A 17,830-nucleotide genomic window follows, 5' to 3' on the forward strand; every position below is an offset into this window, starting at 1 on the left:
AAATGCCTGTCAGCCATTATGCTTCTTTTCGTATCATTCTATTTATTTCCTTTATTTATCCCAAAATACTACATATGAATAATTACGTTACTAAAGCTTTGCCGGTTGGTTGCTTACAAGACCTAGAGAACGTGACGTTGAGCTTTCTAACTTTTGCAGCAGCTCTGGATGCTCCAGCACGGATAATCCGTATGATGGAATCATTTCCTTCAGCTTCGGCTCCCACTCTTTCACGTGCTGCGGGAAGCAACGATGAATGACATCAACCATAACTTGCACAGCAGTTGAAGCACCTGGAGATGCTCCAAGCAAGGCAGCAATAGAGCCATCCTCAGCGCTAATTACCTCTGTCCCGAACTGAAGGGTGCCTTTACCGCCAGCCTCTGTATCCTTAATGACCTGCACACGCTGACCGGCTACAACAATACCCCAATCCTCAAGCTTTGCGTTAGGAATAAATTCACGCAGCTCCTCTAAACGCTTCTCATTAGAGAGCATCACTTGTTGGATCAAGTATTTCGTAAGCGCCATTTCCTTCACGCCAGCAGCAAGCATCGTTGTGACATTGTGCGGCTTAATGGATGTAACAAGATCAAACATCGAGCCAGTTTTAAGAAACTTTGGCGAGAAGCCCGCAAAAGGCCCAAACAGCAATGACTTCTTGTTGTTAATATATCTAGTGTCCAGATGTGGCACGGACATTGGTGGTGCTCCAACTTTAGCTTTTCCGTACACCTTGGCGTGATGCTGCTCAACAATTTCTTGGTTGTTGCACACCATAAACAATCCGCTTACCGGGAATCCACCAATATGCTTGCCTTCAGGAATGCCTGACTTTTGCAGCAAGTGCAAGCTTCCTCCGCCCGCACCTATAAATACGAATTTCGCTTGATGACGCTCAACGGTGCCGCTCTCCATATTACGGACCTTCAGCTCCCATAAGCCATCACTTGTACGCTTCATATCATTGACGCTGTGCTTGTAGTGGATAGCAACGTCTTTGCTTTTCAAATGGTCGAACAGCATGCGGGTCAAGGCACCAAAATTGACGTCTGTCCCCGAATCGATTTTAGTCGCAGCAATCGGCTCATTTGATGTGCGTCCATCCATAATAAGTGGAAACCATTCCGCCAGCTGATCTCGACGTTCAGAATATTCCATACCTTGAAATAAAGGATTCTTTGATAGCGCTTCAAATCTTTTTTTCAAAAACGCAACATTTTTTTCTCCAAGCACCATGCTCATATGCGGCAGAGGCATAATGAAGTCCTGAGGGTTGCTGATTCGTTTGTTGTTTACAAGATAAGACCAAAATTGCTTAGAAACTAGAAACTGTTCATTGATTTTAACTGCTTTACTAATATCTATTGAACCATCAGCCTTTTCAGCAGTATAGTTAAGCTCACAAAGTGCAGCATGCCCAGTTCCGGCATTATTCCATTCGTTCGAGCTTTCCGCTCCTGCCTCTTCCAGCTTCTCAAACACTTTAATATTCCATTCTGGTACTAATTCTTTTAGCAGTGATCCTAGTGTCGCACTCATAATTCCGGCACCAATTAAAATAACGTCTGTTTTCGTCTCTCTGTTACTCATTTTAACCGTCCTTACACTCTAAGATTTGAAGAAAGGTTGTAGGCGCTCCTGCGTAGGCTCATACAAGGCAGAGTGCGACCTAGTCACACACCTTTTCTAGACCGATAACACTTAACTATAGTTTATCACTATTATTTACAGATTAACATATGTTCTATTATATGATAGTAGCACTAGTTTTAATAGACGCAAATAGCAAGACGCACCGTTTTAGGTACTAATTTATGCCATATGTATGTCACAAACAGTTCTGCTTCATCGTCTCATCTTTAGTAATAGTGAAATAAAGGTTAAATATGGTTGGATTTCAGGACCAAGAAGATGGGGAGAAACTAGAAAACGAGTAGCGCAGCGTACGGTATTGGTACGTGAGCAACGGAGTTTTCGGTTGAGCCCCATATTCGCCGTCGATTATGCTACAACGCAGTGCGTCGTCATCAAAGTCGAACATATTTAACTTCCATTAAAATAAAGGTTAAATATGGTTGGCTTTCAGCGCTTCGCTTAACCTTCTCTACGCTCGAACCTTCCTTCGTCAGGAGGTCGCTTTAGAGATGGTAAGCTTCGCTGTAGTTGATGTTAGTGTACCAAAGGGGATTGAACGTTAATAGAAAACGAGTAGCGCAGCGTACGGTGTTGGTACGTGAGAACCGCAGTTTTCGGTTGAACCCCATATTCGCCGTCGACTAAGCTACAGCGCAGTACATCGTCATCAAAGTCGAACATATTTAACTTCCACTAAAAGGAGGCGTTGATGTATGAAGGATGTCATCATCATCGGCACAGGCCTAGCCGGCTATACTGCCGCTCATTATTTAGCGAAAAGCAATCTATCGGTGCTCATGTTGGAGAAAAGTAAATCCGTTGGTGGGAGAGCTCAAACGAAGAAAATCAGTGGACAGTACTTTAATATGGGGCCTCATGCCGTGTACAAAAAAGGAGAAGGTGCAGCCATTCTCGAACATTTAGGTATCGAGCTGCATGGTCGATCTCCTAAGCTAAGCGGAGAGATCTACGAGCAGAATGATGCATATACCGCACCCTTCACTGCATCTGGGTTGCTGGCATCCTCTTATCTTAGCTGGAAAGAGCGCAAAGAATGGATGATGATTATAATGCGACTGAGCAGCATGAAGATAGATGATGTACCACAGCAATCGTATGAGCAGTGGATTGAGTCGAATGTAAGATCCGATAGGGTAAAAGGCTTGCTATATGCGCTCGGAAGGCTCGCTTCTTACTGTCATGCTCCTGATATAATAAGTGCCAAGGTCATGCTTGCCCAAGTAAAGACTGCATTGGGAAAGGTTCTGTATCTCGATGGCGGCTGGCAATCACTTGTGGATCAGCTGCACAACAAGGCCGTACTATTAGATGTACAGATTAAGAAGGAAAGTAATGTGCAACAGATTCGCACAGATGAAAAGAATGGGTTTAAGCTAACACTATCTAATGGTGAAATTATATATGGGAAGCACGTGATCTATACCGGGGAGCCACAGGCACTGAATCAAATGCTCGATGTCGAACACCCGTATCGCGATGATTTATCGTCAATGAAAGCAATAAAAGCAGCCTCTCTAGACGTCGCGTTAACGAAGCTTCCGCAGCCGAAACGATTGTTTGCGATGAGTACTACAGATCCGTTATACTTTGCCGTTCATTCCTCTTATGCCAAGCTGTCTGAGCATGGGGATAGTATCGTTCTGCACTGTTTAAAATATCTCCGCCCCGGTGAACAGGCTAACAATGAGCAGGTCAGAAGCGAGCTAGAGCAATTTATTGAAAGGCTACAGCCGGGCTGGAAAAATGAAGTCATTACGAGTCGGTTTATGCCGAGCATCACAGTCAATCATCGATTACCACGGGCAAATGAGGAATCACCATTATTACAATCATTAGCTGTTGTTCCAGGAATCTATGTTGCTGGAGACTGGGCTTCCCCACACTCGATGCTGTTAGACGGCGCAGTCAGCAGTGGAAGGTTAGCAGCAGAGCATATTATTCGAGAGATGAGGTGATCTTGTGCAAATTAGTAATGAGGAATATCGTCAGCTTAAGCCGCTGTTGTTTTCACTAGGCTATCGACTGCTAGGCTCGGCTAATGATGCTGAAGATATGGCACAGGAAACCTTTCTTAAAGCGTATCAAATCGAAGAAGAGCTAGTCGATAACAAGAAAGCCTATCTCTGCAAAATGATGACGAATCGCTGTCTCGATCTATTAAAATCAGCACGTCATAAAAGAGAAATTTATACAGGGCCATGGAATCCTGAGCCATTAATGCTTGAGGGCGATCCATCCGAGTACGTTCTACAGAGAGAAGGTCTTAGTATAGCTTATTTGCGGATGATGGAGCATTTATCACCTGATGAGCGAGCCGTTCTGCTTTTAAGGGAGGCTTTCGATTTCACGTATAGCGAGATCGCTGGCATGCTGGATAAAAAGGAGGACAATTGCCGAAAAATATTCAGTCGTGCTAAGCAAAGAATGGTCGCGGTTGAAGGGGAAAGCTTAGACTATGAAAGTAATCGCTCGATCATTCTACGGTTTATTGAGGCGTTTCAAATGCATAATATGGATGCTTTGCTGGAGCTAATCTCAGATAATGTAACGCTCTTTTCCGACGGCGGTGGAAAGGTACACGCAGCCGTACGTCCGATACATTCCCGCTCCAATGTTATTGCGTTTTTATTTGGCATTATAAGTAAGGCACCAGATAACTTCTATGTTGAGGTGAATACCGTCAACGCTCAGCCTGCCATTCTCATCTATATCGATGATGTTCTTCAAAGCGTCATTAGCTTCTATATTCAGAACATAACTATAAAAGAAGTGTATATTACGCTAAACCCAGATAAGCTGCCTACTCTAAGATGATAAATTCAGATAAAAAGCAAGAGGAAGTTTAGAATGTGATGAATCCCTTCCAGTTAGGCCGATAGAGGACTAAAGCTTCTATCGTCTACTTAAATGGGAGCCTATCATCTAAGACCTGCTCTTGCTATTTCTATTTGTCGCATTTCATTCATTTATTGTTTCACAAAAGAGTACCAGAATTGCTCCTCATGGTACTCTTTTTATTTATTTCTTTTTATAAGTTCGGTATGCATCTTACCTATAAACGATCACTCTTATTCTGTACACTATCTTTCACTATTTACTAGGCACGCTTGCTAAGATTTTCTCCAACTCAACAGATGCTAATACAAAGGCACCTACACCATGAAGATCATTCTCGCTTGTTGGACGCGTCACATAGTTCTCATAGTCTCCTGCAGACGTTCCAATGCATATATGTGGCAGCACAAACTGATCTTGCTCATCGATGACCGCATCAAGCAGACCAAGATAGCCCTTCTTGGCCACTGCTAATGCCTCGTCTTCAACTAAGCCACGCTGATAAGCTTTAGCGATCGCATATACAAATAAGCAGGAACCAGACGTTTCAAGCCAATTATCTTCTCGCTCGCCTTTGTCTACAACCTGGTACCAGAGTCCGGTCTTAGCATCCTGGTAAGGAATAATCGCTTGCACAAACTGTTGAAGCGCCTGTTCCCACTGCTTATTGCGAGGATCTGATTCTGGCAATTCATCAAGGAATTGACTGAGCGCTAAACCATACCAGCCTAATGATCGAGCCCAAAATTCTGGTGAGCAGCCCGTTTCTTGGTTAGCCCAAGGCATCTTTTTGCTCTCATCCCATGCGTGATAAAGCAGTCCAGTCTGCTCATCGCGCATATGTCTACGCATTAGCCTCTCCTGCAAAAATACAAAATCTCGAAGCTCAGGATCGTTATATTGATTAGCGTACTTCAAAGCAAATACGCCGCCCATATATAGCCCATCCAGCCACATATTGTACGGATATTTATCCTTATGCCAGTAGCCTCCCTCGCTCGTCTGATTGAGCGTATCGAATAAATGACGCAGCTTGCGAGCCGCAATGCTATAGCGCTGATCTCCCTTGTACTTCTCTGCCAGTCGGAACAGCAGCAGCCCAGGCTGGATTGCATCCAGCTCATCGCGCGCAAAGTAGAAGTTCCCCTCTGCATCAATAAGCTTGTCGACGTAGCGCTTAATGTACTGCTCATAGCGCTCATCACCACTATGCTCCAGTACCTCCTCCATGCCGCAAAGAAAAACCCCTTGATGGTAATGCCAGCGATAAGCTGGCGGCAGCTCCTCAGGCACATACTGTGCCATCAACGTATCACAAGCAAACTCCGCCCATTGAATGGGCGACCAATCCGTTTGTCTATTCATTAGTTACCTCCTATAATCAGCGCTCCGCTAATTCATCTCTAACGCTCGGACCTTCCTTCGTCAGGAGGTCGCTTTTAGAGATGGATTAGCTCCGCTGTAGTTGTTGTGTGTGTACCAAGAAGCTTGGGTGCAAGTAGAAAACGAGTAGCGCAGCGTACGGTATTGGTACGTGAGCACCTGAAATGTTTTTCGTAGAAAACATACTACAAAACATAACCTTTCGGTTGAACCCCATATTCGACGTCGACTAAGCTACAGCACATTACATCGTCATCAAAGTTGTATAAACTGAACTTCCCTTCCAATAAGGGTAAAAAAGTTCGGCTTTCAGGACCAAGAAGCTTGGACGCTAGTAGAAAACGAGTAGCGCAGCGTACGGTGCTGGTACGTGAGCAACGGAGTTTTCGCTAGCGTTCAAGATTCGCCGTCGACTAAGCTACAACGCGTTACATCGTCATCAAAGTCGAACCCTAGCCTTTGATGGATCCTAGCATAGCCCCCTTCGCAAAATGCTTCTGCAAGAACGGATAAACGCACAGTATCGGTAGCGTCGCTACGACGATAACGGCCATCTTCACCGTTTGCTCTGGTGGAGGCACGGAGGCATCGAGATCTGGACTGTATTCTAAGCCGCTGGCAAGTACAACAATTTGACGCAGTAGTACTTGAATTGGCCACTTCGCACTGTCATTCAAGTACAGAATGGCACTCAAGTAAGTATTCCAGTACGTTACCGCATAGAACAGCGATAGCGTGGCAATGGCCGGCATGGATAAAGGCAATACGATGCGGAACAGAATACCGAAATCGTTACAGCCATCGATTTTAGCGGACTCCTCAAGCCCTTCCGGAATATTTTGAAAGAAGTTCTTCAATATAATGAGATTAAATGCACTAATCGTAGATGGAATAATTAGAGCCAAGTAACTATCGATCAGCCCCATCTCCTTGACAACAAGGAAGCTTGGAATTAGACCACCGCTGAATAGCATCGTAAATACGACTAAAAACATAATATACTTACGGCCATCAAGATCACGTCTTGCTAGACCATAGGCCATTAATGATGTAATTAGCATGCTGAATAAAGTACCGAAAAACGTAACTCCAACGGAAACACCCATCGCTTTAAATATGGTATTGGTCGAGAAGATAAAGCGATATGCCTCAAAGCTCCATTCCGTCGGTATAAGAATAAATCGTTTGACCGCGAGCTCCGCACTTGTTGTGAATGAACCTGCGACGACGTGCATAAAAGGCAGCACCGTTAACAATGCAATAATCGAAAGCAGCAAATAATTGACGGTGGCAAATATGCGACCATTTAACGTACGATCCTCAATCATGAGGTCCCCTCCTCAGCCAAATTAATAAACGCCTTCTTCGCCCATTTTCTTCGCTAAATAATTTGCGAACATGACGAGCACTAGGCCAACCAATGATTTAAAGAAGCCGATGGCTGTACTATAGCTAAATTGCCCCTGACGTACCCCAGCTGTATAGACATAGGTATCAATAATCTCAGCCACATCGCGATTCATTGAGTTAAGCAGCAGATACACATGCTCAAAGCCAAGCTCCAGCACGTCACCAATTTTCAAAATGAGCAGTACGATAATAACGCTGCGTATCGCTGGCAGCGTAATATGCCATACTTGTCTCATACGAGAGGCACCGTCCATGCGTGCAGCTTCATAGAGCTGTGGATCAACCGATGCAATCGCTGCCAAATATATAATCGTTCCCCACCCTGCTTCACGCCATATCACCTGTATGATATAGACTGGTCTGAACCATTCATTGCTAAGGAGGAAATTGACTTTTTCGAATCCAAGTAACACAATCAACTCATTAATTATCCCGCCATCCATCGTAAGCATAACAAAGCTAATCGATACGATAATGACCCAGGATAGAAAGTGCGGCAAATAAACTAATGATTGAAATAATCGCTTAAAGAAGTTAATCCGTACCTCATTGAGCATTAACGCTAATATGATAGGCACCGGAAAATAAAACAATAGATTCATACCAAACAGTATTAACGTATTCGATAATATATTTAAGAAGTCAGGCTCTGTAAACAGTCGGGTGAAATGCTTGAAGCCTACCCACTCACTTCCCGTAAATCCAAAGAACGGCTTAAAATCCTGAAAGGCTATCACTAGTCCAAACATCGGTATATATTTAAATATTAAAAAATACAGAATTCCAGGGGCAATCATGACGTACAACCATTTGTTGCGCCATATTCTCTTTTTTCGTTCACTGCCCGCTGCGATCGGGATGCGCTCTACTGTAGCTTCCTGCATCGTACTTCTCTCCTTCCATATTCGAGAGGAAGAGAAGGGCATAAGCTCACTATGCCTAGCCCCTCTACCTTCCTAGCCTGCGCTGCTATGTCTGGCTACTATTTCGCTGCATTAAATTCATCGATAATTTGCTGACCACCGCGAGATTTCCAATCCTCAATCGCCGCATCAAAACCAGCGCGATCAATAGAACCGTACATGTATTTGTAGGTCGCATCATTAATAAGCTCCTGAAGCTGTGTGCCCTTCTCTGCAAATGTCGCAGAGTCTAGAGCAGCTGTTGGATCATGGATCGCAACTTTTTCATTGTCTACTACGAATTGTTCAGCAAGCTTTCTTGCTTCCAAATCAATATAAGCTTCCAGCTGACCATTCGTTTCTGGTTCACCGATAACACTATCTCTAAAGCCTTTCACTTCGCGCTCTGTTAGCTCTTTGTCATCAGATGCCTTTGCTTTACCGTCTTCAACGGTATAGTGAACACCTTCAATTCCCCAATACATCATGTTCGCCACTTCAGGAGTCATCATGGCATCGAAGTACGCTAGAACGCTTTTTAGCTCTGCCTCGTCTTTAATTGCCGTTTTCGGGAACAACACGACGTTGTTATAGCCAGGAATCGCCCATGTCGATACATTACCGCCTGGACCTTCAACTAACGCATGCACACTCGCATTGGCATCCGGAACGTTCTTAACTAGGTCTTTATCTAAGGAGTTAATGTCCTGCATCGAACCGATATATACACCTGCTTTACCGCTAGTGAACAAAGCAACCTGATCCGTTTTACTTGTTCCAGCAAAGTCTACGTTCATTAAGCCGTTATCACGGATTTTTTTAATATAATCCATAGCTTGAACGTATTCCTCGAACATAAATTCAGGCAGCAGCTGTCCATCCTTCTCGCCCCAATTCGTTGGCGTACCGAACCAAGAAGCAACTGTTTTGAAGGCACCATAGACTAGATCATTACGATCTGCTAAACCAATCGTATCGTCAACGTTGTTGCCATCTGGATCCGCTTTCGTAAACTTCTCAATCATCTCATACAGATCATCCACTGTTTTCGGAGCTTCTAGACCAAGATTATCTGCCCAGTCTTTACGATAAATGATCCCTTGACGTGCCAGTGGGCGGCCAATATATAAGGAATACAGCTTGCCATCCACCTTCGTATTGTTCAAAATTTCAGGCTTTAATTTGTTTAAGTTAGGGAACTCCTCAAGATAAGGTCCGATTTCCCAGAACTGTCCATCACGAATCGCTTCCTTCATTTGCATAAAGGTTGCCTGGTTTTTCAAATAAACAACCTGTGGCAGCGAGCCCGTAGCGAAGGATGCATTCAGCTTTTCCTCATACGTATCAGCTGGAAAAAACTGATAGGTCAGCTTCGTATTCGTTAGCTTTTCAACCTCATTTTTAATTGTGTCAGGCGGTGTTTCAGCAACGTTTAGCGGTAGCATTATTGTAATCTCAGTTGGCTTTGCTGGTGTCTCTGATGAGTTATCATTGTTGCCGTTTGTGCTCGTTGATGAATTTGGTGTAGACGTTGCATTCGTACCTTTATTGCTATTCCCTCCACATGCGCTTAACACCATCGTAAGCGCTACCAAAGTACTTAGTAGAACAACGGCCGGCTTTCTTTTCATACATCATGACCTCCATTTTAGATTGATATAGATGAAACCTGTCCCATCGTTTGTTTACTTGGAACAGCTTAAACGTAACATCATGAGTTGGAGTGCGGAAACAATCATTTGTTCATACTGCGGCTTAAAAGACTGCATATGAGCTAATGATTATGGCAGATGATAATGACACCTTAGTCGAAGCATCTAGCAATTTATCGCGTTAACGCTACATTCTCACGCTGAATTTAAACAAAAAACAGCAGCATGGCGATCATCCTTTCACCCTGCAGCTGTTTATATAAATTCATCGTTATACGCTAGTTAAAGTGGTTTGCCGTATACTCTGCAATAATTTTATTTCCGCCATTTTTACGCCATAGCTCAACCTGCTGCTTGAAGCCCTCCTCATTAATTGAACCTAAAATATAATTGTACGTGGCGTCTGAGATAATTTTATAAAGCTCAACTCCACGCTCATCATAGGTCATCGATTCTAGACCAACCGTCGGATCAGGCACAATAAACTGATTATTGTCCTCCACTAATTGCTCAGCATAGCTCCACATATGATGCTGCTGAGCGACCTCCATAAGATTATCGTTACCCAAATCTGCGATCATTAAGGAATACAGTGCATTAACCTCTTTCGTGCGTAGCGCTGCCAGCTCCTCAGGCAAGATCACTTTATCATTTTCTACATAATAATGCTTATCAAGTATGCCGTAATGCAATAAATGGGCTACATCAGCATCCATCGTACGGTCGAAGAAGGACAACACCTTAAGCAGCTCCTCCTCAGTAGGGATGGCTTTTTTCGAGAATAGATACAGCCCATTAAAGTTAGGAATCGACCATATACGGTAGCCTAACGGTCCTTCAATTCGGTTGACGATCGTAAATTCCACCTGCTCATTAAACTGCTTCGCTTCTTCATATAGTCGCTGCACATCAGTCATTGCGCCGATGTACACGCCGGCATGACCACGAATAAGCAGCTCTCGCTGTACATCCTTGCTCGTCACGGGAAAGTCTACATTGATCAGCTTTTCATCATATAGCTTCTTCATAAAATTCATTGTATCAAGATAGCCCTGCGTTTCGAATTCCGGTATAAAGCTGTTTTCTGTCAGCTCCCAGTTATTCGGTGTACCAAAGTAAGAGCTTAATGTTTTAAATGCACCATAGATCAAGTCATTACGATCAGTCAGTCCAATCGTGTCATGCTTGCCATTATTATCGGGATCCTCATATGTAAAGGCATAAAGGATATTATACAGCTCATCGATGGTTGAGGGCTCCTTCAAGCCGAGCTGGTTAAGCCAATCCTTGCGTAGAATAATGCCTTGACGAGACGATTGTCGCTCGGTATACAGACCGTATATCTTATCATCCACGGCAGTCTGAGCCAATATATCACGGTCAAGCTGTTTAAGATTAGGAAACTGCTCAAGATAAGGGCCGATCTCCCAAAAGGCACCTGTTCGAACCGAATTTTTTACGGAGAGATAATCAATATATTTTACAAACATAACCTTTTTTAATGAGTTTGTTGTCAACGCGGTGTTCATTTTATCGGAGTAAATCCCATCAGGCACCCATGACAGCTCCAGCTTAGTGCTTGTCAGCTCCTCGAGCAATGCCACACTTTCCTCGCTTGGCGAGTGAGGGAAATGCAACGGTGCCATAATGGATATTTCGGTAGGCTTTGTATCGTCGACCTTGGAAGTTACAGCAGAAGCAGCACAACCACTTAAGAGTGCAACGATTAATAGCAGCAATCCTAATCTTGCGGCAGTACGGATGGAGCAATTGTGCTGTATCATTGTCATTCCCCCTTTATTTATTGGAAATTTATTGTAAAAGTGAGATAATGATTATAGATGAGTGATATGATTATTGTATAAAATGTATGCGTTTACTAAAATAATGCTAATAACATTCTTCCTATCATTGATAAGGTGTTGAGATGCGATGCGATCATTAAACTACTTTGCTAAGCTAACGATCTTCGGATGCTTACTTAGCACAATACCGGTTATATTTATCGGAATTTTTGCCTATGTGACCTCGACGAATGAGATTCAAAAAAATGTTAATGAGGGTAAAAAGCAGTTGATTATGCAAATTAATTCAAATGTAGAGCAGAAATTAACGACTGTCAACCATACGATGAATCAGGTGCTCGCCTCAACCGTTCTGAAACGGGCGATGTCTCAATCGTTAACCGCAGCGGATTTTATGCTATATGATGACCTTCGGAATGAAATTCGTCACATGCAATCATTCGATACGAAGCTGGAAGATGTGATCTTGCTAAACCAGCGCCATCAATGGCTAGTAAAAAACTCTGGACTTTACGATCTCGATCAATACGAATATAGCGAACAGCTGCTTGAGCTAATGGAGCTGCCTGAATATTCTTCGTGGGTGTTAACGCCATCGTATTTGTTCTATAGTGAGGAGTTTGCGAGAAATACGGCGGTGTGTCCATACAATATGACGCTCGTTAAGCAGCTGCCTGCTAACAGCATCGATACGTATGGTCTTGCTCTAGCTACCATTCCAACCTGCAGCCTGCAAGAAATGGTGGAGCAAAATATTGACTCTAGCTCTAGTGTAATCATATTTGACGATCAACTCAACATGATCATTCATAATGATCAAACGCTTATTGGACAATCGGTTGAAGCAGCAGGTATTGATGCTAGCAAGCTAACGGAGACGAGTGGGCAGTACGATGCACTCATTCAAGATATGAACTCCGCGGTCACCTATTATAAATCGCCGGTTACGGGCTGGACATATATGTCGATCTCCTCCATTGAGGCGTTGACCGCTGAATCGAAAAAAATCGGGATGTACACCTTGTATATTTGTATGGGTCTCATTGTGCTATGCATCGTGCTTGTATGGCTAGGCACAAAACAGTTTTACAGCCCAATACGTCGTCTGCTGCAGCAGATTGGCGTTAAAGAGCTCGGTTATCGCAGCCAGCAGCAAAGCTCCAATGAATTTCAGCTTATTAGTGACCGTGTTCATGATCTGTTTCAATCCAAATCAGAGCTGGAGCATCAGCTGCAGCAGCATATCCATCAAGTACGCACCTTATTTTTTATGAAAGCGTACCAAGGGCAGATCAAACCTTTCGAGATTCGTGCTCAGCTGAAGCAGTTTGGCTACTCGAGCCAGCTGGAAAGCTGGAATACGATGGCGGCGATTACGATTCAGATAGACTTTCACCCATCAAGCAGTCATTCGATCAAAGATATCGATCTGCTATTGTTTGCACTGCATAACGTTGTCGAAGAATTTATTCCAGCAGAGCAGCGTCTCGCTTCCGTTATTCTAGATCAAAGCGTTGTGACGGTAATCGGCTCTCCATCAACAGAGGCTGAAAGCTTTCATACGTTACAGTATAGTTTGACCGAATCATTGCAGCAGCAAATTAAGCAGCTGTTGAATTTGCAGATTAGCATCGGCATTAGTACGCCGTTCTATGAGCTGAGCGGCTTTAGTGCTGCTTATCGTGAGGGTCTGGATGCGTTGAAGCATCGTATGATACTAGGCGAAGGCATTATTATTCAATATGATCAGCTCAGTGAAAACCGGCATGTTCTTCAGCTTAATTATCCTCAGCAGCTGGAGAATGAATTGCTTGATGCGATTAAGGTGGCCGAGGAAGATCGGGCTAGAGAGCATTTACTACAGCTACTGTCCACTATCTTTCAGACTGATCGATCACCACAGGAGTTTCAGTTCCCGCTAACGAGGTTGCTTAATAATCTAGTAATGATGATGCAAGAATCGGGCATTACGATTAAACAGCTAAAGCATCATCATGGCTCGCTGCTGGAGCAGCTGCTTAAAATTCAGCACAAGCAAGAAATTGAGCGTTGGTTCTGGAAGGTCGTTATTCATCCGCTCATTGTGATCTATCGTGATCGGCAGGAAGAGCAGTATCATAAGCTGTCTGAGAAAATCATCGATCTAGTACAGCGCTATTACGATACTGATCTGACGCTAGAGGAATGTGCTTCACGTCTGCACTATAATGCGAATTATTTAAGCAGTGTGTTCAGAAAAGAAACAAATGTATCCTTTAGCGATTACTTAACGATGTATCGCTTCAAGATGGCTAAGAAATGGTTGTCCGAAAACGACATGCCGATTAAGGATATTGCAGCAAAGCTGCGCTACAATAACTCACAAAACTTTATTCGCTCATTCCGTAAGCTAGAAGGAATGACGCCAGGTCAGTATCGGGATAAGTATAAATCGCAGGAGGATCGAGTGGTGTAGCACAGCAGGTGGTAGGAGGATATTTACGTAATTTCCGTTCAGGAAAAAGGACCCATTCCGGATTGGATGGGTCCCTGCTTCATATATTTGCATGTTTATCGTTTGCGGTACTGAACAATTATTACTTAAGCTGATAACTATTAAGCAATCGCTTCATCGAGATAATCGCTTGCTGCTTCGTGTAGGTAGACTTTGGAGCAAACTTGCTATTGCCTACACTGCTCATAACCGCTGAATTGTTCGATGTATCCTTGATCGAGGAAATATACGCAACGGCTTCCTTTGCCCAGCTTGCAATGCTTTTATCGTCCGCAAATGTAACTTTTTTGCTCTGCTCAGGCATATGGAGTGACTTCGCGACACGAGCAATCATTATCGCTGCCTCCTGGCGCGTAATTAGACCTTGCGGATCAAGCTTGTCATTCCCTTTTCCAGTGATGATACCAAGTGAATAGGCCGCTAATACTTCAGCATCATAGGTATCTTGGATAAGCTTAGATTGGTTGTTCTTGCTAGAATTACTGAGCAGCTCGTCCATCGATTGCCCCTGTGCCACCATTAATAAACGAAGCGCCAGCTTGCTAAATTCTGCTCGTGTAATTTCGTTTTGGTAGCCATAATCAATAGCTAACGGTATGATATTCATCGCTCTTGCCTTTTTAACTTCAGACTGTGCCCATGTTGAAGGTTGATCAATAGGATTATACATAAAGCCGTAGCTATTGCTGCTCTCATCTAATGAGAATCCAATTAAACCATTCGATGCGCCGTTCACATGCTTATAGATCGGCTTGATCACTTCTTTACCTGTACGATCGATAAAGCCTTCCTTATGATTAGCATAAACATAAGCTAAGCCTTCACTGAAATCTTTTACTTCATAGTACTTGCTGCCAAGATCAGCAATAACCTTTCCACTTTTATCTACAAGTGCTGTGCCATCATTATATTGACGGTCAACATAGGTAGCAACCGCTATTCCTTCTTTAAAGGATCTTATGAAGTCATATTTATTTTTGAAATCTAGCACTATCTTTCCACTCTTATCTAAGAAAGCCCAGTGATAATAATTTTTATTAGGTACCAGTACTCTGCCTAATCCTTCGCTAAAGCTATCTGCTTCATCATATTTAATCGGAATGACTTCCTTACCAGCTTGATTAATATAGCCCCATTTGTTGTTTTTGCTTACAACAGCTAAGCCTTCGTAGAAATTAAATGCCCAATCGTACTTTAGAGAGATCACCTCTTTACCTGTGTGATCGATATAGCCCCATTTACCATTCTTGCTAACAGCAGCTAGTCCCTCGTAAAAGCCTGCGGTACCGGAGTGAATCCCGTAACCGTCATCATCTCTCACTTCAACATATTGTGGTTTTATGATCTCTTTACCTGTCCGATCGATAAATCCCCATTTTCCATTTTTACTGACAGCTGCTAGACCTTCTCTAAAGTTAAGCACGTTGTCATATGTCGTTTTCAGTACAACCTTACCTGTTGTATCAACATAGACCCACTTCCCTGCATCGTCCTTCACTCGAGATAAGCCCTCACTGTACACATAGGTTGTGAAAGAATATGGGCTAATGCTGTAGCCTGAAAATAGTACTTCACCCGAGCGATCAATGACGCCAAGATCACCTGACTTTGTTAGCCTCACCCATGCAAGGCCTTCGTTAAATGCATTGAAATCATAATTGTAATGAGGAATATAGCTATATTGCGGCTCTATAGCATAGTGATCAGCCTCTTGTGCGCTGACACCTCCCGTAGTAGCTATCCCTAGAAAAACCGTTATGCATAACCATAAACTAATGACTTTTCTCATGCTGCTCTCTCCTTGTTTTGAATTGTGTCCGTATGTAGTACTCCTTTATTTTAATACTAAAGTAGTTTTTCAGCTATCCAATAAAAAGTAAAAAAGCTCTCCCTCATACATCACGAAGGATGAATAGGGAGAGCTAACCGCAATGGTTAAAACGATAATGTTAGACGGTAACCGTTTCTTGTTCAGGCGCTACCGCTGTATTGCGGATCATATAATCGAATGCAGCCAACGCTGCTGTTGCACCAGATCCCATAGAGATGACGATTTGCTTATAGACAGTATCTGTGCAATCTCCTGCGGCAAATACGCCCGGCATGCTTGTTGCGCCTTTCTTATCAACAATGACTTCACCATATGGTGTTAAGTCAATAGAACCTTGTAAAAACTCTGTGTTCGGCAATAGACCGATCTGTACGAATACACCTTCCAGCTCGACGTGGTGTGTTTCACCTGTCGTCTTATCGAGGTACGTTAAGCCGTTCACTTTATCTGTACCTGTAATTTCTTGAGTAGAAGCATTCAACAGTACAGTGACGTTCGGTAAGCTGCGCAGACGCTCCTGTAGTACTTTATCGGCTTTTAGCTCATCACGATGCTGCAGCAAGGTAACATGCTTTACAATGCCCGCAAGATCGATGGCAGCCTCAACACCGGAGTTACCTCCACCAACGACAGCGACACGCTGCCCTTTGAAGATCGGTCCATCACAGTGTGGGCAGTATGCTACACCTTTATTTTTGTACTCTTGTTCGCCAGGAACACCAAGCTCACGATAACGCGTACCTGTTGCAAGGACAACCGTTTTTCCCTTTAATACCGCACCATTCTCGAGAGTAACCTCTACCATCTCTTTACGCTCAATTTTCGCTGCACGCTGAGATCTCATTACATCGATATCGTAGTCAGATACGTGGCCTTCTAAGCTTGCAACAAACTTTGGACCCTCAGTAGCTTTTGTACCAATGATGTTCTCGATCGACAATGTATCATTGACTTGACCACCGAAGCGATCAGCTACAATACCTGTACGAAGACCTTTACGAGCGGAATATATCGCTGCGCTAGAGCCTGCAGGCCCGCCGCCTACAACAAGCACATCAAAAGGCTCCACGTTCGCGAACTCTGAGCCGTCAGATGAGCTGCCTAGCTTCGCTAAAATATCCTCGATTTCCATACGGCCGTTGGCAAAGCTTTCACCGTTTAAGAAGACCGTTGGTACTGCCATAATATCTCTTGACTTCACTTCATCCTGGAATGTTCCGCCTTCAACCATTACGTGCGAAATATTCGGGTTCAGTACAGACATGATGTTCAAAGCTTGAACGACATCCGGACAGTTATGGCATGTTAAGCTTACAAACGTTTCAAAATGCATTGGTTCTTTAATCGCTTGGATGCGCTTAATGACCGATTCTTCTACCTTCGGTGCACGGCCACTAACCTGAAGTAAAGCAAGTACTAGGGATGTGAATTCATGACCTAATGGCAGTCCTGCAAACACAACTCCTGAATCCTGACCTGCTTTATTAATGCTAAAGCTTGGTGTGCGTTCTAGCTGCACACGTTCTACTGTAATTCGCGAAGACATCTTCTCTAGCTCAGTTACTAACTCTAGCATATCCTGAGAAGTCTTATCATCACCTGCGCTTACTTTTATGACCAAATCGCCTTCCAGCATGGTCAAGTATTGCTGCAACTGCGCTTTTATTTGATTGTCTAATACCATATGCGTTACTGCCTGTGCGGGTATAGATGGGAACCATCTATCCTGCTTGCGCAGTTATTCACCTCTCTTTTTCTGAAGTTGTATAATAGAATCTATAATAAATGTATAAATACAGAATTTATTAAAAATAGAGCGACAAAAACAACCGCAAGGATTGTTCCTGTCGCCTCTATTG

11 protein-coding genes are annotated in these 17,830 nt (G+C 43.5%); 3 read left to right on the forward strand and 8 right to left on the reverse strand.

Annotated features, from left to right (window positions below; all coding sequences use genetic code 11):
- Positions 1-90: 90 nt before the first annotated feature.
- Entirely contained in the window at positions 91-1,593 is a 1,503-nt protein-coding gene (locus M3180_RS08555; protein WP_251666969.1) for a malate:quinone oxidoreductase, read from the reverse strand.
- Positions 1,594-2,351: 758 nt separating this feature from the next.
- Here M3180_RS08555 and M3180_RS08560 point away from each other — a divergent pair.
- Both M3180_RS08560 and M3180_RS08565 read left to right on the forward strand, forming a co-directional pair.
- The gene (locus M3180_RS08560; RefSeq protein WP_251666970.1) at positions 2,352-3,614 is read left to right on the forward strand and encodes a phytoene desaturase family protein; all 1,263 of its coding nucleotides are present in this window, start codon (positions 2,352-2,354) and stop codon (positions 3,612-3,614) included.
- A gap of 4 nt (positions 3,615-3,618) precedes the next feature.
- Positions 3,619-4,473, forward strand: a complete 855-nt coding sequence (locus tag M3180_RS08565) for an RNA polymerase sigma-70 factor (RefSeq protein WP_251666971.1) — start codon at positions 3,619-3,621, stop codon at positions 4,471-4,473.
- 276 nt (positions 4,474-4,749) lie between these two features.
- Here the strand turns inward: M3180_RS08565 and M3180_RS08570 are convergent, their stop codons facing one another.
- From M3180_RS08570 to M3180_RS08590, 5 genes are all read right to left on the reverse strand, one after another.
- Positions 4,750-5,859: a glycoside hydrolase family 88/105 protein gene (locus M3180_RS08570; RefSeq protein WP_251666972.1), complete on the reverse strand. Its 1,110-nt coding sequence runs from the start codon at positions 5,857-5,859 to the stop codon at positions 4,750-4,752.
- Positions 5,860-6,329: 470 nt separating this feature from the next.
- Positions 6,330-7,205, reverse strand: a complete 876-nt coding sequence (locus M3180_RS08575) for a carbohydrate ABC transporter permease (RefSeq protein ID WP_251666973.1) — start codon at positions 7,203-7,205, stop codon at positions 6,330-6,332.
- A 21-nt stretch (positions 7,206-7,226) separates the two neighbouring features.
- Entirely contained in the window at positions 7,227-8,171 is a 945-nt protein-coding gene (locus M3180_RS08580; RefSeq protein WP_251666974.1) for an ABC transporter permease, read from the reverse strand.
- A gap of 98 nt (positions 8,172-8,269) precedes the next feature.
- Complete coding sequence (locus tag M3180_RS08585; protein ID WP_251666975.1) at positions 8,270-9,820, reverse strand: extracellular solute-binding protein; 1,551 nt, start codon at positions 9,818-9,820, stop codon at positions 8,270-8,272.
- 299 nt (positions 9,821-10,119) lie between these two features.
- Positions 10,120-11,625 (reverse strand): extracellular solute-binding protein, encoded by a 1,506-nt coding sequence (locus M3180_RS08590; RefSeq protein WP_251666976.1) that lies wholly within the window; start codon positions 11,623-11,625, stop codon positions 10,120-10,122.
- A gap of 148 nt (positions 11,626-11,773) precedes the next feature.
- On the opposite strand from M3180_RS08590, the gene M3180_RS08595 reads away from it, so the two are divergent.
- Complete coding sequence (locus tag M3180_RS08595; protein WP_251666977.1) at positions 11,774-14,101, forward strand: helix-turn-helix domain-containing protein; 2,328 nt, start codon at positions 11,774-11,776, stop codon at positions 14,099-14,101.
- A 121-nt stretch (positions 14,102-14,222) separates the two neighbouring features.
- On the opposite strand, the gene M3180_RS08600 is transcribed toward M3180_RS08595, so the two are convergent.
- Positions 14,223-15,929, reverse strand: a complete 1,707-nt coding sequence (locus M3180_RS08600) for a WG repeat-containing protein (protein ID WP_251666978.1) — start codon at positions 15,927-15,929, stop codon at positions 14,223-14,225.
- Positions 15,930-16,089: 160 nt separating this feature from the next.
- On the reverse strand, positions 16,090-17,655 hold the full coding sequence (gene ahpF, locus M3180_RS08605) for an alkyl hydroperoxide reductase subunit F (RefSeq protein ID WP_251666979.1): 1,566 nt from the start codon (positions 17,653-17,655) through the stop codon (positions 16,090-16,092).
- Positions 17,656-17,830: the final 175 nt, after the last annotated feature.

Origin of the sequence: Paenibacillus camelliae, from assembly GCF_023715345.1 — a bacterium.
Classification (GTDB): domain Bacteria; phylum Bacillota; class Bacilli; order Paenibacillales; family Paenibacillaceae; genus Pristimantibacillus; species Pristimantibacillus camelliae.